Below are 24,463 nucleotides of genomic sequence, written 5' to 3' on the forward strand. Positions count from 1 at the left end.
TTGTGTGCGCGCCGGATTATATCGTGGGGGTGGACCCCCCGCCCGGCCCCCCCCGCCCCCCCCCACGGTCATTCCGTCTCCGCCTGGCGCGCCACCGCGTCGATCGCCGCCAGTGACTTCCGCGCCTGGTTTCGGTCCGTGGTGTACCAGAAGTCGGGCAGTGAGGACTTGAGATAGCCGCCGTACCGCGCGGTGGCCAGCCGCTGGTCGAGTACGGCCACCACGCCGCGGTCCCCCGACGCGCGGACGAGCCGGCCAGCGCCCTGGGCCATCAGGAGCGCGGCGTGGGTGGCGGCGACCGCCATGAAGCCGTTGCCGCCGGCGTCCTCGACGGCCTTCTGCCGGGCGCTCATCAGCGGGTCGTCCGGGCGCGGGAACGGGATCTTGTCCATGACGACCAGCTGGCAGCTGGGGCCGGGGACGTCGACGCCCTGCCACAGTGACAGCGTGCCGAAGAGACAGGTCCTGGGGTCCGCCGCGAAGTTCTTGATCAGTTCACCAAGGGTCTCCTCGCCCTGCAGGAGTATCGGGAACTCGGGAATCCGGATCCGCAGTTCCTCGGCGGCCTGCTGGGCGGCCCGCATCGAGGAGAAGAGACCGAGGGTGCGGCCGCCGGCAGCCTGGATCAGCTCGGTCAGTTCGTCGAGCATGTCGGCGCGGTCGCCGTCCCGCGCGGGACGCGACAGATGCTTGGCCACGTAGAGAATGCCCTGTTTCGGGTAGTCGAAGGGCGAGCCGACATCGACGCCCTTCCACTGCGGGAGGTCGTCGCCCTCGGTGCCCTCCGGGGCGAGGCCCAGGGAGGCGCCGACGCCGTTGAAGTCGCCGCCCAGCTTGAGGGTCGCCGACGTGAGGACCACCGAGCGGTCCGCGAAGAGCTTCTCCCTGAGCAGGCCCGACACCGACATCGGGGCGACACGGAGGGAGGCGCCGAAGCGGTCGTGGCGTTCGTACCAGACGACGTCCCACTCGGAGCCGCCGACGATCCGCTCCGCCACGTCGTGCACGGTCTCCACCGAGGCCAGCGCCTGCTTGCGGACCGCGTCCTCGTCCTGGACCGACTTGTCGCGGGTCGTACCGATCGCGGAGATCACGGTCCGGGAGGCGTCCCTGAGCGCCGCCAGGGCGTACCCGAGATCCTCCGGAATCTCCTCCAGGCGCCCCGGCAGGGCCAGCTCCATCAGTCGTTCGAAGCCCTCGGCGGCGGTCTGGAGCTGGTCGGCGGCCTTCTCGTCGACCAGCTTGGCGGCGCGCCGAACCGCACGGTTGACCTGGCCCGGGGTGAGCTCGCCGGTGGCCACACCGGTGACCCGGGAGACCAGCTCGTGTGCCTCGTCCACGATCAGCACCTCGTGCGGCGGGAGCACCGGGGCGCCCTCGATGGCGTCGATCGCGAGCAGCGCGTGATTGGTGACGACCACCTCGGCGAGCTTCGCACGCTCACGGGCCATCTCGGCGAAGCACTCGGCGCCGTAGGCACACTTGGACGCGCCGAGGCACTCCCGGGAGGAGACCGAGACCTGAGCCCACGCCTTGTCGGAGACGCCCGGTGTGAGGTCGTCGCGGTCGCCGTTCTCGGTCTCGTCGGCCCAGTCGCGCAGTCGCAGCAGGTCCTGGCCGAGCTTGCTGGTGGGCGCGGCCGCCTCGAACTGGTCGAAGAGGCCCTCCTCCTCGTCCTGGGGCATGCCCTCGTGCAGCCGGTGCAGGCACAGGTAGTTCGACCTGCCCTTGAGCATGGCGAACTCCGGGCGCCGGCGCAGCAGCGGGTGCAGGGCGTCGACGGTGCGCGGCAGATCCCTCTCGACGAGCTGTCTCTGCAGGGCGAGGGTCGCCGTCGCCACGACGACCCTCTCTCCGTGTGCGAGCGCGGGCACCAGATAGCCGAGCGACTTTCCGGTGCCGGTGCCGGCCTGGACCAGCAGATGGGATCCGTCGTCGATCGCTCCGGCGACCGATTCGGCCATGGTCACCTGGCCGGGGCGCTCCGTACCGCCGACAGCTGTGACAGCGGCATGCAGGAGTTCAGGGAGTGAGGGCTTCGTCATAGCGCGACCACCCTACGGCCCGGCACTGACAATCGGGCGATCAAGGCGGGGACGTGGGGTGGGATCACGCCGGGGGCTCCGGACAGGCAGGCCAAGGGGGACGGCCGGGCCGGGGGACGGGCCGCCCGGAATTCTTTCGGACGGCCGGGAACTTGATCGGTCGCCGCTTCGTACTACATGTGTACACGCAATCACTCAGCGCTACATCAGATGACGTAGGGACCGGTCCCGGATCATGAGGGCGGCCCGTTTGCCCGGCAGATCGACCTCGGCGGCGTAGCGGTAGCCGGCGTTGAGGAAGGCGGCCACGGAGGGGGTGTTATGAAGATCTGGTTCCGCGACGACTCGAGCACAGGCGGGGCGGTGATCGAGTACGAGATCGGCCACGGCCCTGAGCAGGGCGGACCCCAGTCCCCGTCCCCGGTCGGCGACATCGCCGACGAGAAGGTGGACACCGGTGTCGTGCGGGCGGGCCGGATAGTGGCGCGCGAGCGGGTCCAGGTCGGCTCGATAGATCTCCCAATAACTCATCGTGATGCCGTCGAGCATGCCCAGGCACGGCACGCTGCGTCCGTCTCCCGCGAGCTGGGCGCGCAGATGCTCCTCCGTCTGCGCGCGTGAGCCGGCCAACTGCCAGAACGCGGCCACGGCGGGGTCGTTCATCCAGCCGCTGATGATCGGCAGGTCGCGCTCGACGTGCACCGGCAGCAACTGGAAGGCGCCGACCGGGGTCTGGGTGGGGCCCCAGCTGCCGACCTGGTCGAGCAGATCGAGCGCGTCCGGCGGGCCCGGGCGGCCGAGCGGTCCTGGCGAGCCGAGTGCGCCGGGTGAATCGACCGGGCCGAGTCGGTCGCGGGTGAGCCCGTGGGTTTGTTGTCCGGGATCGGGGGTCTTCCCGGCGACGAGGGCGAGGAATTCGTCGGGCAGGCGGAGGTCCAGGGTGTCCTCGCAGTCCCTGATGTCCTCGGCGGGTCCGGAACGGCCGGGGTGGACCGGGGCGGGGCCGGTGTCGGCGCTCGCGTCGGTGGGAGGCATCGTGCGCTCCTCTCAGGAGACGAGGTGGGTCATGTTCCTCGGTCGGTGGATGAAGGCGGTGGCTGAAGGGCGTGGGAAGAAGTGGGGTGATCGGTTGGGCGTCGGTGACGTTGTCGGTGGGGTCAGGAAGGCGCGGAATGAAGGGGGTTGGTGATGGTGACGTAGACGGACTGGGTGTCGACCGGGCCCACGAGTTCGTCGAGGCCGTGCAGCCGGGTCAGCAGGTTGGCCTTGCAGCGCAGGACGGGTGAGTCGAGCAGGCGGGCAGGCAGGGAGGTGCGCAGCGGGGCCGGGCCGGCGGCGGCGTCGGTGAGGAAACGACGGAAGGCCGCGAGCAGCAGGCGCTCGTCGGCGAGCCGCTGGGAGCCGAACGCGCCGATCAGGCCGAGCACGTTGTTGATGCCGAGGTAGTAGGCGAAGCGTTCGTCGGTGACCTCGTCGGAGACGAAGGTGTCGCTGTGCTCGCCGATGCCGGGCAGCCGGGCGTCGAGGTCATCCCGTCGGGACTCGCGGAAGTAGTAGCCCTGGTTGTCGCGGTAGCGGCCACCGGCCGGCCAGCCGTCGTCGTCCAGCAGGAGCAGGGTGTTCTGCTGGTGCGCCTCCAGGGCGATGCCGGCCTCGCTGTCGAGCCAGAGCACCGGGCGGACGACCTGCTCCAGGTAGCGCAGGAACCACTCCGCGCTGACGGCACCGACGGGTCGGCCGGTGCGTTCGGCGAGCCGGGAGACCACCCGGGCCAGCCGGGAGCGGTTCGGCCGGGGCCGGCCCTTCGCCCCCGGGGCGTCGAGGGGCAGGGGTGTGACCAGCCCGGCGACGCAGGAGACATCGTCGGTCGGCGTGAACGGGTTGTGCCGGATCACCACGTCGAGTCCGGGTACGGGTCGGCCGTCCAGGCCGTCGACGGCCAGCCAGGCGGGGTCGCGCACGATGTCGAAGCCGGGATGGGCGGCCTGCCACTGCTTGGCGAGGCCGGTGCGCAGCAGACGGTGCACCTCGACGCCGCGGTGGAGTTCCTTGCGGAGGTTCTCCCGACGGGAGTTGGTGATGCGCAGGCCGAGCGACAGCTTGAGCATGGCGGGGGCGCCGGTGCGGTGGACGGTTCGTACGGAGGAGGTGGGATGCCAGGGGGCGCCGAGCGGGCCCAGGTCGCGGAGGAGTCCGGCGTCGAGGAGCGCGGCGGTCTCCTCGCGGAGGCCGATCTCGCGGGCCTGCCAGGGGTGCAGGGGCAGGGCGGCGGCGCAGCCGTCGGGCAGGGGCAGGACCGTGCCGGACAGGCGTTCCATGAGGTGCGACGCGGGGAGGGGACGGCCTCGCTCGGTCCAGGCCGAGTCGGTGACGAGCAGGGAGGAGGCGACCGCCATCCAGTGCAGCGGGAAGGAGCCGCGCAGCTCCGGTGAGTAGAGCCGGGCTTCGGACTCGGTCAGGCCCTCGCGGCTCTTCGGGGTCGGGTGCAGCGGGTGCCCGAGGAGGAGTGCCTGCTCGGCGGTGAGGAAGCGGTCGGGGCCGTCGGCGGGGTGGGCGCGCCGGTCCGCGATGAAGGTGGCCGTGCGGCGCAGGGAATCGGCGACCCTGGCCACAAGGTCGTCGCCGTCGGGGGTGGCCCACGCGTTGGGGGTGCCGTCGGCCGCGTGGCCGACCGGGCCGCGGACGGGGGCGGCTGCGCCTCCGGCGTGGCCGGTGCAGTCCCCGGCGTGGCCGGTGCTGCCCGCGGTGTGGCCAGTGCCGCCCGCGGTGTGGCCGCTGTTGCCCCCGGTGTGGCCGGAACTGTCCTCGGCTCGGTCGGCCGTGCCCGCTGCTGCTGCGGTCGTTTCGCGGGTGAGCAGGGCGGCGAGAGCGACCGCGTCGACGGGTGGGGCGGTGTCGGGGGCGCCGGCCAGGCGGGGCGGTTCGAAGCGGTGCCAGCCGGCCGGGGACCAGTGCCGGACCGGGGTGATCAACGCCGTACCGCTGGCGGGCAGCGGGATGCGGAGGGTGCCGGTGGCGGGCGCGGGCAGGTTCGTCTCGCGGACCCAGCAGCGGAGCAGGTTCTCCACGGCAGCGGCCTGGGCGGCGATGTATGGGGCGGGGTGTTCGAGGAGGTCTCCCGTGTCGTCGCGCGGTCGCTCGGGCTGGGCGGTGCGGCCTCGCTGCTGGGGGACCGACTCGGCGAGCGGAACGGGGCGCCCCGGCGGGCCCTGCTCTCCGTTGTCGTCGGGGGTGGGGGTGGCGTTCAAGGAGGGTTCCTCGGGGGGCTCGGGCGGTGCGGGTGCTCGGCGTCGGGCCGGCGAACCGGGCTGGTCGGGTGGTGATCGGGTGATGAGTCGAGTGGTGAGTGTCCTGATGAGAGGGGTGTGGATGATGTGGGGTTCGGTGGGCTGGGCGGTCGGCCGGGTCCGGGATCACGGGCCGGCTGGTCCGTCTTGGCTGCGCCGGTCGGCCGGCCTGCTGCCGGCGATTCGGCGGGCACGTCCTGCCCGGGGGTTCCGGGCGGTGGGGGTTGTGTGGGTGGTCTGGGTGGTCCGGACAGCCCCGGCGGCGATTCCCCTCCCGGAAGTTCGGTCGGCCGGTTCGCGTCGGGGGTGCCGACCGGTCGTGGCGTTTCCGGTGTGCCGGTCAGTCGGCCGGCTCCTTGCGGCCCTCGGGGCGTCGCGGCCGGGCGCCGTGGGCGGCCGGGTCGCGGGCCACGGCTGCCACGGCGTCGGCGAGGCGGTCCAGTACGGCGGCCGCCTGTTCGTCGGTGATGGTCAGTGGCGGGAGCAGTCGTACGACACCGGCATGGCGGCCGCCGAGTTCGACGATCAGGCCGCGTTCCAGGCAGGCGCGCTGCACGGCCGAGGCAAGTTCGGGGGCGGCGGGGCGGGGCCCGGGCCGGGCCTCACCGTCCCACTCGCTCACCGCATCGCCGGGCACCCGCACCGCGTCGGCGGGCACTCGCACCGCACCGCCGGTTCCTCGAGCCCCCGCCTCCCCCATGGCCTCCTTCGTCTCCATCGCCTCCTTCTCGTCCTTCGCGCGCCCCTCCGCCGGCCCCGCGGGTCCCTCCCCCTCCGGGTCCACCAGCTCCACTCCGATCATCAGCCCCCGCCCCCGCACATCCCCCACGCACGCGAAGTCGTCCTGGAGTCGGCGCAGTTGGGTGAGCATCCGGGAGCCGAGGAGGCCGGCTCGTTCGGCGAGGGCGTTCTCGCGGACGTGGGCGAGGGTGGCGGTGCCGGCGGCCATGGCGAGCTGGTTGCCGCGGAAGGTGCCGGCGTGGGCGCCGGGTTCCCAGACGTCGAGGTCGTCGCGGTAGACGACGACGGCGAGGGGGAGGCTGCCGCCGATGGCTTTGGAGAGGACCATCACGTCAGGGGTGACGCCGCTGTGCTCGACGGCCCAGAAGGCGCCGGTCCTGCCCACCCCGGTCTGGATCTCGTCGGCGATCAGGGGGATGGACCGGTCGGCGGTCAGCCGGCGCATCCGGCGGAGCCAGTCGTCCGGCGCGGGGATCACCCCGCCCTCGCCCTGGACGGGTTCGAGGATCATGCCGGCGGGGAGGGGGATGCCGGACTTGGGGTCGTCGAGGACGGTCTCGGTCCAGCGAGCGGCGAGTTCGGCGCCGCGGGGGCCACCGACGCCGAACGGGCAGCGGTAGTCCTGGGGATAGGGCAGCCGGGCGACGCGCACGTCGCCGGCCCCGCCGGAGGCGGCCAGGGCTCCGGTGGTCATCCCGTGGTAGGCGCCGGTGAAGGCGAGGATGCCGGTGCGGCCGGTCGCGGCCCGGACGAGCTTGAAGGCCGCCTCGACGGCGTCCGTACCGGCAGGCCCGCAGAACTGGACGCGGGCGCGGTCGGCGAGGCCGGGTGGCAGGGTGCGGAACAGTTCGGTGATGAAGGCGTCCTTGACGGGGGTCGCCAGGTCGAGGACGGAGAGCGGGGCGCCGGAGTCGAGGACCTTGCGGATCGCTTCCAGCACGACGGGGTGGTTGTGGCCGAGGGCGAGGGTGCCGGCGCCGGAGAGGCAGTCCAGGTAACGGCGTCCGTCGGCACCCTCGATGGTCAGGCCGCGGGCCCGCACCGGCACGATGGGAAGGGCGCGCGCGTAGGTACGTGCCCGCGACTCGCGCGCCGACTGGCGCCTCAGGATCCCCTCGTGCGCCGCGCGCGCTCCCCCGAACGCCCCCTCGGTCACCGGCTCCGTCACGGCCACGGCTCGCTGTCCTCCCCGCTGTCCAGAGGCGACTTGATCGGCGGGCACCGGGCGCAGGCAGCGGGCCCCCCACCGCTACCAACCCCGGACCGGCCGACGGGTTACGGGTCGCCTCAAGATCCTTGCCACGAGCTTGCCCTTCCCGGCCCACCCACCGCTCGACCCGCCGGACACGGATCCACCTCCCGACCGCCCTCCCGACCAACCTCCCGACCAACCTCCCGACCAACCTCCCGGCCGACCACCCGACCGACCTCCTCCGGCCATGTCTCGCCATGCGAATCGAGCGGTGCACAGCTTGGGCGAACGCGCGACGGCACCGGCTACATGCGACGCGTGGACCCCACATACGAACTGCGGTTGTCTCGCTGGTGAGGCCGTAGCGAAACCGTTGCCCTTCCATCGGAAGCGGCGCACAGCGAGCGCATAGTGTGACGCTGAAGTTCCTTACCAACAGGGGGAGTCACCACCATGCGATCCATCCGGCCGTCGTCCGCCCCTCGAGGTGGAAGGGGCGCGCCCCGTGCGCTGGCGGCCGTCGCCCTCGCCTCGGCACTGGCGCTGACCGCCACCGCCTGCGGCGGCTCCGGCGACGACAACGCGGGCGGCCCGGCGTCCGCGTCCGCCACTGCCGACACCGGCGACGGCAAGATCAAGATCCCGGACGACATCAAGAACAAGCTCAAAGAGCACGGGATCGACATCGACAAGTGGAAGAACGGCGCCTGGAAGAACTGGGACAAGGACGACTGGCTGCGCGAGGCCAACGACTTCATCAACCCCATCATCAAGGGTCTGTGGGACCCGAACCGGATGCGGGACGCCAACGACCCCGACAAGGACAAGGGCGTCGACGACAACGACATCTCAGGTGACCAGGGGGTGACCGACCCGACGCCGGAGCCTGTTCAGGCGAAGGCGGTGCGGCCGGCGTACCACGCGAGTGCGGCCACGGCCGGGAAGGTCTTCTTCGACTCCCCCGAGGGCACGATGGTCTGCTCGGCGACGGTCGTCGAGGACCCCGCGCACCCGGGCAAGTCCAACCTGGTGTGGACGGCGGGGCACTGTGTGCACGCGGGCAAGAACGGCGGCTGGTACCGCAACATCGCGTTCGTGCCGTCGTACAACGACAAGGGGCTGACCGGTTCGGCGCTGGCGGCGGCGACCCGTTCGCAGGTCGCGCCGTACGGCGTCTGGTGGGGTGACGGGGCGCAGACCTCGCAGCAGTGGATCGACCAGGGCGGTGAGACGGGCGGCGACGGTGCGTCGTACGACTACGCCGTGATCCATGTGACGCCCGAGCAGGGCAACGGCGGCAAGTCCCTTGAGGAGACGGTCGGTTCGGCGCTGCCGGTGAACTTCGACGCGCCCGCGGTGCCGAAGGTGTCCAGCATCACCGCCACCGGGTATCCGGCGGCGAAGCCGTACGACGGGTCGCTGCTGTACCAGTGCGCGGACCGGCCGGGGCGGCTGTCGGTCGACGCGTCGGCGCCGACGATGTACCGGATCGGGTGCACGATGACCGGTGGGGCGTCGGGTGGCGGCTGGGTGGAGACGGGCGCCGACGGCAAGCCGGCGTTGGTGTCCAACACGTCGATCGGGCCGGTGAGTTCGGGGTGGCTGGCCGGGCCTCGGTTCGGTGATGTGGCCAAGGGGGTTTATGAGGGGGTCAGTAAGGAGTTTGCTGATCAGTGAGGGGAGCGATTTCGCCTTCTCGCCGTAGGGGGACTGCGGGTCGGCGGCTGACTCGCCATCGTGGTTGATCGCGCAGTTCCCCGCGCCCCTGAAGGGGCGCGACAAGGCCCGCCCCCTTGAAAACGGGGCGGGCCTCTCGCTTACGAAGTGTCACGCGGCCGGAGCCGGGACGTACGGCGCAAGTTCCGCCGCCAGTTCCTCGTGGACGCGGACCTTGAGGAGGGTGCCCTCGGCGGTGTGTTCCTCCGAGAGGACCTCGCCCTCGTTGTGGGCGCGGGCCACGAGCTTGCCGTGGGTGTACGGGACCAGGGCCTCAAGCTCCACCGACGGGCGGGGCAGCTCGTTGTCGATCAGGGCGAGCAGTTCCTCGATGCCCAGGCCGGTGCGGGCCGAGACCGCGAGGGAGCGCTTCTCGTTGCGGAGCAGTCGCTGGAGGACCAGCGGGTCGGCCGCGTCCGCCTTGTTGATCACGACGATCTCGGGTACGCCGGTGGCGCCGACGTCCCTGATCACCTCGCGCACGGCGGCCAGCTGCTCCTCCGGGACCGGGTGCGAGCCGTCGACCACGTGGAGGATCAGGTCGGCGTCGCCGACCTCCTCCATGGTGGAGCGGAACGCCTCGACCAGGTGGTGGGGCAGGTGGCGGACGAAACCGACGGTGTCGGTCAGCGTGTAGAGACGGCCGCTCGGGGTCTCCGCGCGGCGGACCGTCGGGTCCAGGGTCGCGAACAGCGCGTTCTCGACCAGGACGCCGGCGCCCGTGAGGCGGTTGAGGAGGGAGGACTTGCCTGCGTTGGTGTAGCCCGCGATGGCGACGGACGGCACCTTGTTGCGGCGGCGCTCCTGGCGCTTGATCTCGCGGCCGGTCTTCATCTCCGCGATCTCCCGGCGCATCTTCGCCATCTTCTCGCGGATCCGCCGCCGGTCCGTCTCGATCTTGGTCTCACCGGGACCACGGGTGGCCAGGCCGCCGCCCTTGCCGCCGCCCATCTGGCGGGACAGCGACTGACCCCAGCCTCGCAGCCTCGGCAGCATGTACTGCATCTGCGCGAGCGAGACCTGTGCCTTGCCCTCTCGGGACTTGGCGTGCTGGGCGAAGATGTCCAGGATGAGGGCGGTCCGGTCGATGACCTTGACCTTGACGACGTCCTCCAGCTGGATCAGCTGGCCCGGGCTGAGCTCACCGTCGCAGATGACGGTGTCGGCGCCGGTCTCGAGGACGATGTCACGCAGCTCCAGGGCCTTGCCGGAGCCGATGTAGGTGGCCGCGTCGGGCTTGTCGCGGCGCTGGATGACGCCGTCGAGCACGAGCGCGCCCGCCGTCTCGGCGAGGGCGGCCAGCTCCGCGAGGGAGTTGTCCGCGTCCTGCACGGTGCCCGAGGTCCATACCCCGACCAGTACGACGCGCTCCAGGCGGAGCTGTCGGTACTCGACCTCGGTGACGTCCTCGAGCTCGGTGGAGAGGCCCGCGACGCGGCGCAGGGCCGCGCGCTCGGAGCGGTCGAACTGGTCGCCGTCCCGCTCTCCGTCGATCTCGTGGCTCCAGGCGACGTCCTCTTCCATCAGGGCATCGGCCCGAAGACCGTCGGGGTAGTCCTGCGCGAGGCGCCTGGTGTCCTGGGAAGGGGAAGAAGAGGAGGTCATTGGGTCCTTACGTCGATAGGGATACCGAAGCCGGCGTTCAGTTGTCTCAACGTACGAGTACCCCGGGAGATTCCCCGCGACCCGCACCGTGCCGACCTGTACCGGCCTGTACCGGCCTGAGCCAGCCTGAGCCGACCCCACGATGGTCGCACGGTACGCCCCGTCCCGGCATCGTGTTATTCGGGGCGCCGCCCCGCCGTCACTTCCTGGTCTGCTTCTTGGGGGCCGGTACCTGCTTCCAGTCCGGGTGGCCGGGCATCGGCGGGGTCTTCTCGCCGTAGAGCCAGGCGTCGAAGAAGCCGGAGAGGTCGCGGTTCGCGACAGCGGAGGCCAGGTGGACGAAGTCGGCCGTGGTCGCCGTGGCGTCCCTGTGCCGCTGGACCCAGATCCGCTCCAGGCGCTCGAAGGCCGGCCTGCCGATCTCCTGGCGCAGGGCGTAGAGGGCGAGGGCGGCGCCGTCGTAGATGTTCGGGCGGAAGATGCTGATCTTCTGGCCCGGCTTGGGGGCCTTGGGCAGGGCGGGCGGTCCGCCTTCGGCGCGCCAGCGGTCGGAGAGGCCGTACGCGGCCTTCATGCGGTTGATCATGGGCTGGTGGCCCTTCTCCTCCGCGTACAGCTCCTCGTACCAGGTGGCATGGCCCTCGTTCAGCCAGACGTCGGACCAGACACGCGGGCTGACGCTGTCGCCGAACCACTGGTGGGACAGCTCGTGCACCATGATCGACTCGATGTACCACTTGGGGTACGCGGGCTCGGTGAACAGGTTCTTCTCGAAGAGGGAGAGGGTCTGGGTCTCCAGCTCGAAGCCGGTGGAGGCCTGCGCCATGAGCACGCCGTACGTCTCGAACGGGTACGTGCCGACCTTGCTCTCCAGCCAGGCGATCTGGTCCGGGGTCTTGGCCAGCCAGGGTTCGAGCTTCTTGGCGTCGGCGCTCGGGACGACGTCCCGGACGGGCAGCCCGTGCGGTCCCGCGCGGTGCAGTACGGCGGAGCGGCCGATGGAGACCTGGGTCAGCTCGGTGGCCATGGGGTGCCGGGTGCGGTAGGTCCAGGTGGTCGTGCGGCCGGACCGGGCCGTCTCGGCGGGCAGCCCGTTGGCGACGACGGTATAGCCGTTCGGGGCGGTGACGTGGAAGGTGAACATCGCCTTGTCGGACGGGTGGTCGTTGCACGGGAAGACCAGGTGGGCGGCGTCGGCCTGGTTGGCCATGGCGAGCCCGTCGGTGGTGCGCACCCAGCCGCCGTCCTGGTCCTTGGCGGACACCGGGTCGCTGGTGTGCTTCACCGTGATGCGCGTCCACTCGCCCTGTCGCAGCGGACTGTCGGGCGTGACGACCAGGTCCTCACCGGCGCCTTCGAAGGAAGCGGGCCGCCCGTCGACCTCTACGGACTCGACCTTGCCGTGCGCGAAGTCCAGGTTGAGCCGGTCCAGGCCGGTGGTGGCCACGGCGTTGATGGTGGTGACGGCCTGCAGCGGCTTGTCGTTGCTGCCGGGATAGGTGAAGGAGAGGTCGTACGACGCCACGTCGTACCCCGGGTTGCCGAGGTACGGGAAGAGCCGGTCGCCCAGGCCCAGCGGGACCGGCGGGGCGCTCGCGCCGAGAAGGGCGACGGAGACGGCGGAGGCGAGGAGAGCGGCGGCCCGCCGGTGCCGGAGCGGGCCGGTGACGCGCCGGGCCGGGCGGGTGCCTTCCGGCAGCGGGCGGGTGCGGAGGGTGAGCGGCATGGACCACCGCTACCAGCGCACCCCACCCTCACGTCGACGAATCGCGACCAATCCACTCGAACGAGTAGCTCACTGGTGTTGCGCTCGGCCGACGTCGTACACACCGGGCACGTTGCGCATCGCGCGCATCAGGGCGGGCAGGTGGGCCGCGTCGGGGAGCTCCACGGTGTAGGTGTGGCGGACGCGCTGCTGGCTGGGGGGTTCCACGGTCGCCGAGACGATCTCGGCGCCCTCCTGGGCCATCGCCTCGGTGAGGTCGGCGAGCAGATGGGGGCGCCCGAACGATTCGGCGACCAGGGTGACCCGGCAGGCCGTGCTGTCGCCCCAGCTCACGGCCACCTCGGGGCGCCCGGAGCTCTTCATGTGCAGCACCGAGGCGCACTCCACGCGATGCACGGTGACCGCTCCCCCGCGCACGGCGAAGCCAATGACCTCGTCGGGCGGTACGGGGGTGCAGCAGCCGGCGAGCCGTACGGTCGCTCCGGGGCGGTCGGCGACCACGGCGCTGGCGGTCCGGGGGGCGCTGCTCGGGGCGCCGCCGGGGGCCGGAGAGTCGGGTACGGGACGGCTGATGACCGGGGCCGGCGGCTCTTCGGCACGGTCCGGGTGGGCGGCGAGCCAGCGCTGGATGGCGATCCGGGCCGCCGGGGTGTGGGCGTGCTCCAGCCATTCCCGGGAGGGCTCGGAGGCCGGGTCCTGGCCCATCAGGAGCTGGACGGTGTCGCCGTCCCTGAGGACCGTGCTGAGGGTCGCGAGGCGGCCGTTGACGCGGGCGCCGATGCAGGCGTGGGCGTCCTCGCCGTACTGGGCGTAGGCGGCGTCGACGCAGGTGGCGCCCTCGGGGAGGCCGAGCGCGCCGCCGTCCGGGCGGAAGACGGTGATCTCGCGGTCCTGGGCGAGGTCCTCGCGCAGGGTGGACCAGAAGGTGTCGGTGTCCGGAGCGGCCTTCTGCCAGTCGAGGAGACGGGAGAGCCAGCCGGGGCGGGTGGGGTCGGCACGCTCGCCGTTCTCCGGGTCCTCCGCGGAGTCGGAGGCGGGCGTACCGGTGGCCGGAGCACCGGCGGCCGGGGCGTCGGCGCCGGGGGTCTCGGTGGCCGGGGCGTAGGGATTGCCGAGGGCGACCACGCCGGCCTCGGCGACCTTGTGCATCTGGTGGGTGCGGATGAGGACTTCGACGACCTGTCCGTCGCCGCGGGCGACGGCCGTGTGCAGCGACTGGTACAGGTTGAACTTCGGTACGGCGATGAAGTCCTTGAACTCCGAGACCACCGGGGTCAGACAGGTGTGCAGTTCACCGAGGACGGCGTAACAGTCCGCGTCCTCGTTGACCAGCACGAGCAGCCGGCCGAAGTCGGCGCCGCGCAGCTCGCCGCGTTTGCGGCTGACGCGGTGGACGGAGACGAAGTGCCGGGGGCGGATGAGGACTTCGGCCGGGATGTCGGCGTCGCGCAGCACTCCGCGGACCTCGTCGGCGATCTCGGCGAGCGGGTCGCCGGAGCGCGCCGCGTTCCCGGCGATCAGCTCGCGGGTGTGCTCGTACTCCTCGGGGTGCAGGATGGCGAAGACCAGGTCCTCCAGCTCGGTCTTGAGCGCCTGCACGCCGAGCCGCTCGGCGAGCGGGATGAGCACGTCGCGGGTGACCTTGGCGATGCGCTCCTGTTTCTCGCGGCGCATCACGCCGAGGGTGCGCATGTTGTGCAGACGGTCGGCGAGCTTGATCGACATCACCCGGACGTCGCTGCCGGTGGCGACGAGCATCTTGCGGAACGTCTCGGGTTCGGCGGCGGCCCCGTAGTCGACCTTCTCGAGCTTCGTCACCCCGTCGACCAGGTAACGGACCTCCTCGCCGAACTGTTCCCGCACCTGGTCCAGCGTCACATCGGTGTCCTCGACGGTGTCGTGGAGCAGAGACGCCGTCAGGGTCGTGGTCTCGGCGCCGAGTTCGGCGAGGATGAGGGTGACCGCGAGGGGGTGGGTGATGTACGGCTCGCCGCTCTTGCGCATCTGGCCGCGGTGCGAGGACTCGGCCAGGACCCAGGCGTGGCGCAGGGGTTCGAGGTCGGCGTCGGGATAGTGGGCGCGGTGCGCCTCGGCGACATGGCCGATGGCATCGGGGAGCTTGCCGCGGGCGGCGTTGCCGAGCAGCGCGGCCCGGCCGAGCCGGCGCAGGTCGATCCGGGGGCGGGCCTTCCTGCGGACCGCCGCTGTGGGCGCTGCAGGACCGGGCGTCGCAGGGTTCGTGGCCTCCGCACTCATGGGCACACCTCCGGCTCGTGGACCGGCGGACGGGGCCCCAGGGCATACGCGGCTCAGGGATTGGCGACGTTCCCCCGTCCGTGCCGGTGCTTGATGCTACCGAGCCCATCGCGCCCGATTGACCGGCTCCCGCCGAGCGTGAAACGGATCACCCAATCGAGCGACGATTTCGAGGTTTACGATTTTGCGCCACCTGTTCGGGGGGTGGCCGATGTTTCTCGCCACCGTGACAACGCGGGCCGTGGATCCGGGCGTTGGAGCACCGCCCGGACCACGGTTTACGACCTGCGGTCAGCTCAACGGACGGCGTTTTCCAGCCACTCCGCACTGATCTCGCCCGTGGCGACAATCACTGCGGGACCGGTCATCTCGATCTCGCCGTCGGGCCGCTCGGTGATGACGAGCCGTCCGCCGGGCACGTCCACGGTGTACGTCGCCGGGGCGCCGGTGACCGTGGGGTCGGCGCCGTCGCGGCGGGCGGCGGCCACCGCGACCGCGCAGGCGCCGGTGCCGCAGGAGCGGGTCTCACCGGAGCCGCGCTCGTGCACGCGCATCGCGACGTGGCGGGGGCCGCGGTCGACGACGAACTCGACGTTGACCCCTTCGGGGTAGGCCGACGGGGGGCTGAAGGGGGGCGGGCTGTAGAGGTCACCGGCGTCCGCGAGGTCCTCGACGAAGGCGACGGCGTGCGGGTTGCCCATGTTCACGTTCCGCGCGGGCCAGGTGCGGTCGCCGACGCTCACGGTCACGTCGCCCTCGGGGAGGCGGGCGCGGCCCATGCCGACGGTGACGTCCCCCGCGGCGGAGCCGCTGTCGGACCCGGTCTTCGCGATGTGCACGGTCTTGACGCCGCCGCGGGTGGCGACGGCGAGGTCGCCCTCCGTGACGTGGCCGGCGTGCTGGAGGTAGCGGGCGAAGACGCGGACGCCGTTGCCGCACATCTCGGCGATCGAGCCGTCGCCGTTGCGGTAGTCCATGAACCACTCGGCGTCGGCGGCCATCCCCTTGGCCTCGGGGTGCGCGGCGGACCGCACGACGTGCAGCACGCCGTCGGCGCCGATGCCGGCACGGCGGTCGCAGAGGGCTGCTACGGCGGCCGGGGTGAGGTCCAGGGCGTTGTCGGGATCCGGGACGATCACGAAGTCGTTCTCGGTGCCGTGGCCCTTGAGGAAGGGGATGCTCATTCTTCGAGGGTAAGGGAGGGTTGCGTGGTCGTTCGGGTGCGGGTGGGTGGGGGCTGGTCGCGCCCACGCGGCGGAGCCGCACATGGATACAGCCCCGCGCCCCTGTCGGGGCGCTCCAGTGGGGGCGCTTTCAGCGCAGGCGCGCCACGCGCCACACCGCCAGGACGGCCACGATCGCCACCAGGACCACGTAACCGATCACCACGCGCCAGTCGGGCCGCCGGCCCGAGCCCCGCGCCGGGAGGCCGGGCCACGTGTAACCGACCTTCCTCGCCGCCATCATTCCCCAGCCCGCCGCGCAGGAGCAGATCAGCAGGCCCAGCATCGCGATCACCGCACCGCTGTCGCCGAAGTCGAAGGCCAGCGGGAAGGCGAACATCAGGGAGCCGACCGCGGCCAGGCCCACGATGGGGGCCAGCTGCCACAGGCGCAGGCGGCGCTGCGGGCGGAGCTCCACCTCGACCTCGGGGCCGCTCGCGAACATCTCCTCCGGCTCGGGGCCGTCGGCGGTGACGCCGCCGCCCACCGTGTCGTCCGGACCGTCGGAGCTCAGCCGGTCCTCGGCCTCCACTGCCTCACTGGCCCCGACTGCGACGTGCTCGGTGTCTCGTGCGGTGTCGCGAGGGCCGGCCTCCATCGCCACGCGCCCTCCCAACCTAGGACTCCACTTGCGATCGAAGCTCGATGATGGCACGGCGCCGGAGGCGTCGATGACCCGTGGCGCATCCCGATGCAATGACGTGATCAGGCTGTGACCGGTCGTTCGACCAACGCCAGGGCCAGCCGCGGAAGTTCCTCGCGGTCCGCTGCGGCCCCACTCAACCAGTGCACCCGGGGATCGCGCCTGAACCATGAATCCTGGCGGCGCGCGAAGCGCTTGGTGGCACGAACGGTCTCGGCCCGCGCTTCCGCTTCCGTGCACTCGCCGACGAGCGCCGCCAGTACCTGCTGGTAGCCGAGCGCGCGCGACGCCGTGCGTCCCTCGCGCAGCCCGTGCGCCTCCAGCGCGCGCACCTCGTCCACGAGACCGGCCTCCCACATCCGGTCGACGCGCAGCGCGATGCGCTCGTCGAGCTCGGGGCGGGCCACGTCGACGCCGATCTGGACGGTGTCGTAGACCGAGTCGTGGCCGGGCAGGTTGGCGGTGAAGGGGCGCCCGGTGATCTCGATCACCTCCAGCGCGCGGACGATGCGGCGGCCGTTGCTGGGCAGGATCGCGCGGCCGGCCTCGGGGTCGGCGGCCGACAGCCGGGCGTGCAGGGCTCCGGAGCCGCGCAGCGCGAGCTCGTCCTCCAGGCGGGCCCTGACCTCGGGGTCGGTGCCGGGGAACTCCAGGTTGTCGACGGCACCGCGGACGTACAGCCCGCTGCCGCCGACCAGGACGGGCCAGCGGCCCTCGGCGAGCAGGGCGTCGATGCGGGCGCGGGCGAGCCGCTGGTACTCGGCGACGGAGGCGGTGACCGTGACGTCCCAGATGTCGAGCAGGTGGTGCGGGACGCCGGCGCGCTCCTCGGGCGTCAGTTTGGCGGTGCCGATGTCCATCCCCCGGTACAGCTGCATGGAGTCGGCGTTGACGACCTCGCCGCCGAGCCGTTGGGCCAGGAAGACGCCGAGGTCGGACTTTCCGGCCGCGGTGGGGCCGACGACGGCGATGACACGGGGGGCGGGGGGTGCGCTGCTCACCGCACCAGTCTCGCAAACCTCGGAGGCAGGTCTCGAACGAGTTACGTGACGGAGCGTGTCCGGCTTCGTTGCCCGTTGCGAGGTTCCCGCCACCGCCGGCGAGAGGTGGCGACCGGTCCGGCGCAATCGGACGCACCGGGGTCACGCGGGATTTCGCTCGCACGAGTAACGTATGGAGTGGATATGGGCGTTTTTGCACGGTTCCTTGGGAAGAAGCCGAAGGCGTCGGAAGAGCCGGACACGAAGGTGCCGGCCGGTGCCGAGCCGGATGGGCCCGGACCGGAGGACGTGGCGGCGGACGCGGCGGAGGAAGCGGCCGAGGCGGCGACGAAGGGCTCGGGCGAGGACGACGGCCGGGGCGCGGACGCGAGGACGGAGACGGAGCGCACCGCGGTCGCCGCCGACAGCACCGAGATTCCCAAGCAGCAGTCCGCCAAGGAGGCCGCCGACAACGAGGCCGGCGAGGGCGCCCGCACATAACGGCCCGCGAGGGAAGCCATAGGGAAGGTAACCATGGGTCTTTTGGACAATTTGAAGGCCAAGCTCGCCCCGGCCAAGGACAAGGCCTCTCACTTCGCGCAGCAGCACGAGGACAAGGTCGACAAGCTCCAGCACGGCATCGACAAGGCCGCGCGGGTCGTCGACGAGAAGACCAAGGGCAAGTACAGCGACAAGATCCAGACGGGTTCCGGGAGGGCGAAGGGCGCCATGGACCGGTTTGTGCACCCGGACGCCATGGGCGGTTCGGGTGACACGGGTGGTACGGCCCCCGGCCCCACCTCGACCCGGCCGGAGGGGCCGCCGTCGGCTTCCTGAGCCGGGCGGGTCCCGGAGCGGATCGGCGGACGGCCGAGAGTCACCCGACTCCCGGCCGTCCGCCGTTTCGGCGGGCAGTCGGGACGGGGCGGCACTGCACGGCCGGCGCTCAGGACCAGGTCGCCACCAGGTAGCAGACGCCGTACGGTGCGTCGTCGTAGAGCAGGGCCCCGGCGAGGTCCGCGTCCTCGGCCGCGCCGGCGAGGACCTGCCAGGGGGCGCGGCCGGCGGCCTTGAGCTGGTACGCCAGGTCGGCGTCGAGGGCCTTGATCGCCGCGATGTCGGCCGCGCCGAGCGCCCGGGCGGCCTCGGCGTCGAAGGGGGCCGCCCGCTCGTCGAGGTAGCCCGGCGCCTTCAGGGTGCGGCAGGCGCTGGCGTCGCCCATGACCAGCATCGCCACCCGCGCGGCGCGGCCGGCGATCTCCCGGCCGGTCCCTACGCACCGCTCGGCCTCCAGGGGTTCGCCGACGCCGAGCCCCTCGATGGGGGCGTCGGCCCAGCCGGTGCGTTCCAGCAGCCAGGCGGCGACGGCGAGCGAGGGCGGCAGCTCACGCTCACCGACCGCGTCCCGCCCACCTGCCGCGGCCCGCCCACTGGCCTCGGCGCTACCGCTGACTTCGGCGCTACCGCTGGTTTCGGCGCTACCGCTGACTTCGACACCACCACTGGCCTCGGCACTGCCCAGCCGTACGTCGACCTCGGCCCCGAAACCCCGGAACGTGCCCGGGCTGCCCTGGGGGAACACGCCCCGTCCCGGCTGTTCGGCGGGCCCCACGACCACCAGGAGGTCGGGCCGGGCGGCGGCGAGCACCCCGAGTGCGTCGGCGCAGGCGGCACGCGCGGCGTCCAGCTCCGGCGCGGCTCCCGCGGCGACCTCGGGGACGAGGACGGGCGGGCAGGGACAGACGGCGGCTGCGACAAGCATGATCGGCAGCCTACTGCGGGTAGGCGGGCGCGGGACCGGTGCTCCACGCCAGTTCCGCCAGCCGGTAGAAGACACGGTGCGTGGACATCATGCCGTCGATGTGGACGTAGTACGCGTCCCCGTCCCCCACCCGGAACACCTCACGGCGCTGCTGGCGCAGGCCCGCGCGATGGCGGTGCGTGCAGGCGACCTCGTACAGGGTCGCCCGGGCCTGCTCCGGGGTGCTCTCGAAGCGGGTGACCTCTTCGACCTTGTAGTAGTCCCCGTTCCCGAACTGCACGACAACCACCCAGCGCGCCATGCTCCGCCCCCCGCCCCCGCCTCCTGATCGACGTGAGGAGTATGGCGGGTGCTCAGTGCGCCGCGCAGCCCCCGGTCGCCACCGGCAGCGGCTCGGGCACGCCGATCTTCGGGAGCCCCAGCAGCACGCCCGCCGGCTTGGCGGTCTCGGCCGCGTTCCGCTTCTCCCAGGCGTCGCCGGCGCGGGTACGCCGTACGCCGAGCACCGGGCCCTCGGCGAGGAGGTGGTGCGGGGCGGCGTAGGTGATCTCGACCGTGACGACGTCGCCGGGGCGGACGTCCTGGTCCGGCTTGGTGAAGTGGACCAGGCGGTTGTCGGGGGCACGGCCGGAGAGGCGGTGGGTGGCGCCGTCCTTGCGGCCCTCGCCCTCGGCGACCATCAGCTCCAGGGTGCGGCCGACCTGCTTCTTGTTCTCGTCCCAGGAGATCTCCTCCTGGAGGGCGACGAGACGCTCGTAGCGCGCCTGGACGACCGCCTTGGGGATCTGGTTCTCCATGGTCGCGGCGGGGGTGCCGGGCCGCTTGGAGTACTGGAAGGTGAAGGCCTGTGTGAAGCGGGCCTCGCGCACGGCGTGCATCGTCTGCTCGAAGTCCTCCTCGGTCTCGCCGGGGAAGCCCACGATGATGTCGGTGGTGATCGCCGCGTGCGGGATCGCGGCCCGCACCTTCTCGATGATCCCGAGGTAGCGCTCCTGCCGGTACGAGCGGCGCATCGCCTTCAGGACGGTGTCCGAGCCGGACTGCATCGGCATGTGCAGCTGCGGCATCACGTTCGGGGTCTCGGCCATGGCCGCGATCACGTCGTCCGTGAAGTCACGGGGGTGCGGGGACGTGAACCGCACCCGCTCCAGGCCCTCGATGTTCCCGCAGGCCCGCAGCAGCTTGCTGAAGGCCTCGCGGTCGCCGATGTCGGAGCCGTACGCGTTGACGTTCTGCCCGAGCAGCGTGATCTCGGAGACGCCCTCGGCGACCAGGGCCTCGATCTCGGCGAGGATGTCGCCGGTGCGGCGGTCCTTCTCCTTGCCGCGCAGGGCCGGGACGATGCAGAAGGTGCAGGTGTTGTTGCAGCCGACGGAGATCGAGACCCAGGCCGCGTAGGCGCTCTCGCGCCGGGTCGGCAGGGTGGAGGGGAAGGCCTCCAGCGACTCGGCGATCTCGACCTGCGCCTCTTCCTGGACGCGGGCGCGCTCCAGGAGGACCGGCAGCTTGCCGATGTTGTGCGTGCCGAAGACGACGTCGACCCAGGGGGCCTTGCGCACGATGGTGTCGCGGTCCTTCTGCGCCAGGCAGCCGCCGACCGCGATCTGCATCCCGGGCCGCTCCGCCTTCCGCGGCGCGAGCCGGCCGAGGTTGCCGTACAGCCGGTTGTCGGCGTTCTCCCGGACCGCGCACGTGTTGAAGACGACGACGTCCGCGTCCCCGTCCGACCCCTCGGGGGCGCGCACGTACCCGGCTTCCTCCAGCAGCCCGGACAATCGCTCGGAGTCGTGGACGTTCATCTGGCACCCGTAGGTACGGACTTCATAGGTCTTGGGTGCTGACACGTCCACTGCCGGGCTCCGGTCGCTGCTGCTGGTCATGCGTCAAGGGTAGGCGCTCTTCCTGGAACCCCGTCCCCACCCGTCCAGGGGCCGGGGTTCCCCGGGAAAGCCCCTGACAGCGGGTTCCGAGTACCCCTGCCGCCCGGCGCCGCTCCGCCCCAGGCCAGGCGGCCGGGACCGGGCGCCGACTCCCGATGTCGTGCCGGTCCGTGACGGCTGCCGTGGGCCGCGCCGACGGACGCTCGCCCGCCGCCGGATCGCCCGCCGCCGCCCGGGACACCCACACACAGGCATGTCACAGTCCACCGCTAGAGTTCTCGATCACTTGACCGGCCCGGGAGCGTCGGGGGGACCTCTCTCGGGTCCGCGCGCTCCCGGTCGTCGTGGACCGGATTCCCTGGGGGGACACCATGAGACGCAGCGCCTTCCTGGCGGCGGCCACGGCGACCGCGCTGTCCGCCTCCCTGTTCACGGGGCTCTCCCCGGCCCGGGCGGACGGGACCGTCGGCGGTCCCGTGCTGTCCGACGCCGACGGCTGGGACGAGCCCGGCCTGCTCTTCGTGACGGCGCACTCCGACAGCCCGCTCACCCGCATCACGGCCCACTTCTATCCGCTGGACGCACCGGACGGGGCGGCCGAAGCCGGGTCGACCGAGGACTTCACCCAGTACTCGGGGGACGACGCACGGTCCGGAGTCTGGCGGGCACCGGTGCACCTGGCGGAGCTCGGCGACTACCGGGTCACCGTCGATCTGCGGGACGCCTCCGGCGCCACCGTCACCGGTGCGCTGTCGCCGCACCCCCTGCGGTACCGGACCGTCGTCACGATCTCCGACCTCACCACCACCCCGAGCGTGCCGGACTACCTCCACCAGCGGGTCTCCGTGAGCGGCACCGCCGTCGCCCGGGACCCCCGCGACCCCGGCACCGCGGCTCCCGCCGAGGGCACGCCCGTCGACGTCGTCGTCTACGCCGGGTCGAGCCAGGCGATCACGACCGGGACCACCGGCCCCGACGGCCGCTTCACCGCCGCCTACGTCCCCACCGAGCCGTCCTTCCGGCTGTTCGCCGTGCCCCGGGCCTCCGGCGGCCACCCGGGGGCGATCGACCTGCCGACGTACCCCGACCAGTACCTGCACACCACCCAGGCACCGGTGCGCTTCTCGGCGAGCACCCACGCCCTGGACCTGAAGCAGGGTGCCACCGGAACGGTCACGGGCCACGCCGAGATCCAGACCACCGCCGGCTGGCAGCCGCTGCCGAACACCGCGATCACCCTTCAGGACTCCACGGTGGTGGCCGGACAGACGACCACCGACAGCCGGGGCGACTACACCCTGCGCGTCTCGTCGGACAACCCCGCGCCGAGCGCCGAACTCGTCGCCGGCACCGGCTCAATGCCCTTCCAGCAGACCGCCACCGAACCCTTCAGCCTGCATGTCGCGTACACCACCCACACCGACATGGGCGCAAGCCTCAACGACGACGGATCCCTGACAACCTACGGCTACGTCTACTACGAGGACCCGCGCGCGAAGTGGCCCGCCAAGCCCACCGTCACCCTCCAGTACTCCCAGGACGGCAAGACGGGCTGGAAGAACGCCACCACCGTGCCGCTCCCGATCCGCTACGACAAACCCCTGTTCCAGGAGACGTTCGCGCGCACCCTCACCGCGCCGGACACCGACGCCTACTGGCGGGCCCGCTTCGACGGCAACCCCGACCTCGGCACCAGCACCACCAAGCCAGTCCGCCTCTACCGCTACGCCACCCGCGTCACCGGCTTCCGCGCCTCTCCCGACCCGGTCCGCAAGGGGCAGCCGATCAGCTTCGGCGGCACCCTCCAGTACAAGAAGGGCTCCACCTGGAAGCCGTTGTCCGGCGGCTCGCCCACCCTCTACTTCAGGCCGCGCGGCTCCAGCACCTACCACTACGTCTGTGAGCTGGACTCCGACAGGCACGGCCACCTCGTCGGCATGGTGAGCGCCGAACGGGACGGCACCTACGCCCTCGCCGTCAGCCGTGAGACCGGTGACCACTACCTGAGGAGCGCCAGGGTCACCGACTACGTCGACGTCCGCTGAACCGACGTCCGCTGAACCGACGTCCTCCTGTCCCGGTGCCGAGTTCTTACGGAGATCTTTCGTGGGGGCCGGGTGCGGAAAGGTCGGCGGCGCCCTCGACGCGGATCTGGTGTGAGGCCGGAGCAGGTCTCGCACCAGTGCCGGCGGCCGAGGCCGCCGCGTCGACAGGAGCGCAGGAACATGACGATGGACATGAAGACGGTGGGCATGAGGTCGAAGGCCGTCGCGGCGGTCGCCGTGATGGTGGCCGCCGGGGCGTCTCTCGCACTGGGCGCCGGATCCGCCTCGGCGTACCCGGGCGGCGCCCACGGAGCCGTGTTCGTCCAGACCGACGGGGTGACGGGCAACGCCGTGGTGGCCTACAGCCGTGCCGCGGACGGCACGCTGCACCAGAGCGGTGTGTACCGGACCGGCGGGCTGGGCGGTGTCCTCGACGGCTCGGCGGTCGACCACCTCGCCTCGCAGGGGTCGCTGACGTACGACAGGGCGCACGGTCTGCTGTACGCCGTGAACGCCGGCAGTGACACGGTCACGGTGTTCTCGGTCCGGGGCGACAAGCTGATCCGTCGTCAGGTCGTCTCGTCCGGTGGCGACTTCCCGGTGAGCGTGGCCGCCCACGGTGACCTGGTGTACGTGCTCAACGCGCTCGGCGGCGGCTCCGTACAGGGCTTCCGGAACGTGCACGGCTCGCTGGTGAAGGTGGCCTCCTGGCACCGCTCCCTCGGCCTGGACCCGGCCGCCACGCCCCAGTTCACGCACACTCCGGGGCAGCTCGCCTTCACCCCGGACGGCCGTGCGCTGGTGGTGACCACGAAGGCCGGCGCCAACACCATAGACGTGTTCCCGGTGCACCGGTCCGGCATCGCGGCCCGGCCCGTGGTCACCGCCACCCCGGGCGCGGTCCCCTTCGGCTTCACCTTCGACGCCCGGGGGCGGCTGGTGGTGACCGAGGCGGGCACCAACTCGGTGGCCACCTTCCGCATCGGCGCCGACCTGCGGCTGACCAAGGTCTCGGAGGTGGCGACCGGTCAGGCGGCGACCTGCTGGATCGCCCGGGACGGCGCGCGCGTCTACGCCTCCAACGCGGGCAGCGGCACGCTGTCCGGCCTGCGGGTCGGCACGGACGGCGCGCTCACGGCGGTCGGTACCACCGCGACCGGCGCCGGCACGGTGGACGCCGACGTCTCCTCGGACGGCCGCTTCCTGTACGTCCAGACCGGCAAGGAGGGCGGCGTCGACGAGTTCCGCGTGAACGGCGACGGCTCCCTGACCCGGGTGGGTTCGGTCGTCGTCCCCGACGCCGTCGGCGGCGAGGGCATCGCCGCCTCCTGACGGCAGACCGCTCGCCGTCGTGCCGGAGCC

18 protein-coding genes are annotated in these 24,463 nt (G+C 72.1%); 5 read left to right on the forward strand and 13 right to left on the reverse strand.

Annotated elements, in window-relative coordinates:
* Positions 1-68: 68 nt before the first annotated feature.
* The 4 genes from ACFWPQ_RS18185 to ACFWPQ_RS18200 form a co-directional block, all read right to left on the reverse strand.
* A complete protein-coding gene (locus ACFWPQ_RS18185) occupies positions 69-2,045 on the reverse strand; it encodes an ATP-dependent DNA helicase (protein WP_384035152.1) in 1,977 nt (658 codons plus the stop codon).
* A 201-nt stretch (positions 2,046-2,246) separates the two neighbouring features.
* Complete coding sequence (locus tag ACFWPQ_RS18190; RefSeq protein ID WP_384035155.1) at positions 2,247-3,080, reverse strand: GNAT family N-acetyltransferase; 834 nt, start codon at positions 3,078-3,080, stop codon at positions 2,247-2,249.
* Between the two features lie 122 nt (positions 3,081-3,202).
* Positions 3,203-5,293 (reverse strand): IucA/IucC family protein, encoded by a 2,091-nt coding sequence (locus tag ACFWPQ_RS18195; RefSeq protein ID WP_384035158.1) that lies wholly within the window; start codon positions 5,291-5,293, stop codon positions 3,203-3,205.
* 379 nt (positions 5,294-5,672) lie between these two features.
* Positions 5,673-7,247, reverse strand: coding sequence for a diaminobutyrate--2-oxoglutarate transaminase family protein (locus ACFWPQ_RS18200; protein ID WP_384035161.1), 1,575 nt, complete (start codon positions 7,245-7,247; stop codon positions 5,673-5,675).
* Between the two features lie 471 nt (positions 7,248-7,718).
* Between ACFWPQ_RS18200 and ACFWPQ_RS18205 the strand changes: the two genes are divergently transcribed.
* Positions 7,719-8,942, forward strand: coding sequence for a trypsin-like serine peptidase (locus ACFWPQ_RS18205; RefSeq protein WP_384035164.1), 1,224 nt, complete (start codon positions 7,719-7,721; stop codon positions 8,940-8,942).
* 150 nt (positions 8,943-9,092) lie between these two features.
* Here ACFWPQ_RS18205 and hflX read toward each other — a convergent pair whose 3' ends face one another.
* The 6 genes from hflX to miaA all read right to left on the reverse strand — a co-directional run bounded on the left by hflX (position 9,093) and on the right by miaA (position 17,435).
* Complete coding sequence (hflX, locus tag ACFWPQ_RS18210; protein WP_384035167.1) at positions 9,093-10,586, reverse strand: GTPase HflX; 1,494 nt, start codon at positions 10,584-10,586, stop codon at positions 9,093-9,095.
* A gap of 199 nt (positions 10,587-10,785) precedes the next feature.
* On the reverse strand, positions 10,786-12,312 hold the full coding sequence (locus tag ACFWPQ_RS18215) for a M1 family metallopeptidase (protein ID WP_384035170.1): 1,527 nt from the start codon (positions 12,310-12,312) through the stop codon (positions 10,786-10,788).
* Between the two features lie 69 nt (positions 12,313-12,381).
* The gene (locus ACFWPQ_RS18220; RefSeq protein ID WP_384035173.1) at positions 12,382-14,568 is read right to left on the reverse strand and encodes a RelA/SpoT family protein; all 2,187 of its coding nucleotides are present in this window, start codon (positions 14,566-14,568) and stop codon (positions 12,382-12,384) included.
* A 296-nt stretch (positions 14,569-14,864) separates the two neighbouring features.
* A complete protein-coding gene (gene dapF, locus ACFWPQ_RS18225) occupies positions 14,865-15,752 on the reverse strand; it encodes a diaminopimelate epimerase (RefSeq protein ID WP_384035176.1) in 888 nt (295 codons plus the stop codon).
* Positions 15,753-15,882: 130 nt separating this feature from the next.
* The gene (locus ACFWPQ_RS18230; RefSeq protein WP_384035401.1) at positions 15,883-16,389 is read right to left on the reverse strand and encodes a hypothetical protein; all 507 of its coding nucleotides are present in this window, start codon (positions 16,387-16,389) and stop codon (positions 15,883-15,885) included.
* Positions 16,390-16,496: 107 nt separating this feature from the next.
* On the reverse strand, positions 16,497-17,435 hold the full coding sequence (miaA, locus tag ACFWPQ_RS18235; protein WP_384035179.1) for a tRNA (adenosine(37)-N6)-dimethylallyltransferase MiaA: 939 nt from the start codon (positions 17,433-17,435) through the stop codon (positions 16,497-16,499).
* A 183-nt stretch (positions 17,436-17,618) separates the two neighbouring features.
* On the opposite strand from miaA, the gene ACFWPQ_RS18240 reads away from it, so the two are divergent.
* Positions 17,619-17,915, forward strand: a complete 297-nt coding sequence (locus ACFWPQ_RS18240) for a hypothetical protein (RefSeq protein ID WP_384035182.1) — start codon at positions 17,619-17,621, stop codon at positions 17,913-17,915.
* 33 nt (positions 17,916-17,948) lie between these two features.
* On the forward strand, positions 17,949-18,251 hold the full coding sequence (locus ACFWPQ_RS18245) for an antitoxin (RefSeq protein ID WP_384035184.1): 303 nt from the start codon (positions 17,949-17,951) through the stop codon (positions 18,249-18,251).
* 109 nt (positions 18,252-18,360) lie between these two features.
* On the opposite strand, the gene ACFWPQ_RS18250 is transcribed toward ACFWPQ_RS18245, so the two are convergent.
* From ACFWPQ_RS18250 to miaB, 3 genes are read right to left on the reverse strand one after another with little or no spacing between them, the layout of a single operon-like run.
* Positions 18,361-19,176 carry a class III extradiol dioxygenase subunit B-like domain-containing protein gene (locus ACFWPQ_RS18250; protein WP_384035187.1) on the reverse strand — a complete coding sequence of 272 codons (816 nt, stop codon included), beginning with the start codon at positions 19,174-19,176 and terminating at the stop codon, positions 18,361-18,363.
* Between the two features lie 10 nt (positions 19,177-19,186).
* On the reverse strand, positions 19,187-19,477 hold the full coding sequence (locus ACFWPQ_RS18255; protein WP_384035190.1) for a hypothetical protein: 291 nt from the start codon (positions 19,475-19,477) through the stop codon (positions 19,187-19,189).
* 52 nt (positions 19,478-19,529) lie between these two features.
* Positions 19,530-21,056, reverse strand: a complete 1,527-nt coding sequence (miaB, locus tag ACFWPQ_RS18260) for a tRNA (N6-isopentenyl adenosine(37)-C2)-methylthiotransferase MiaB (RefSeq protein ID WP_384035192.1) — start codon at positions 21,054-21,056, stop codon at positions 19,530-19,532.
* A 371-nt stretch (positions 21,057-21,427) separates the two neighbouring features.
* Between miaB and ACFWPQ_RS18265 the strand changes: the two genes are divergently transcribed.
* Together ACFWPQ_RS18265 and ACFWPQ_RS18270 are read left to right on the forward strand one after the other, a co-directional pair.
* On the forward strand, positions 21,428-23,101 hold the full coding sequence (locus ACFWPQ_RS18265; RefSeq protein ID WP_384035195.1) for a hypothetical protein: 1,674 nt from the start codon (positions 21,428-21,430) through the stop codon (positions 23,099-23,101).
* 180 nt (positions 23,102-23,281) lie between these two features.
* Positions 23,282-24,433, forward strand: coding sequence for a lactonase family protein (locus ACFWPQ_RS18270; protein ID WP_384035198.1), 1,152 nt, complete (start codon positions 23,282-23,284; stop codon positions 24,431-24,433).
* The last annotated feature ends 30 nt before the right edge of the window (positions 24,434-24,463 follow it).

Source organism: Streptomyces sp. NPDC058464 (genome assembly GCF_042721035.1).
Lineage (GTDB): Bacteria > Actinomycetota > Actinomycetes > Streptomycetales > Streptomycetaceae > Streptomyces.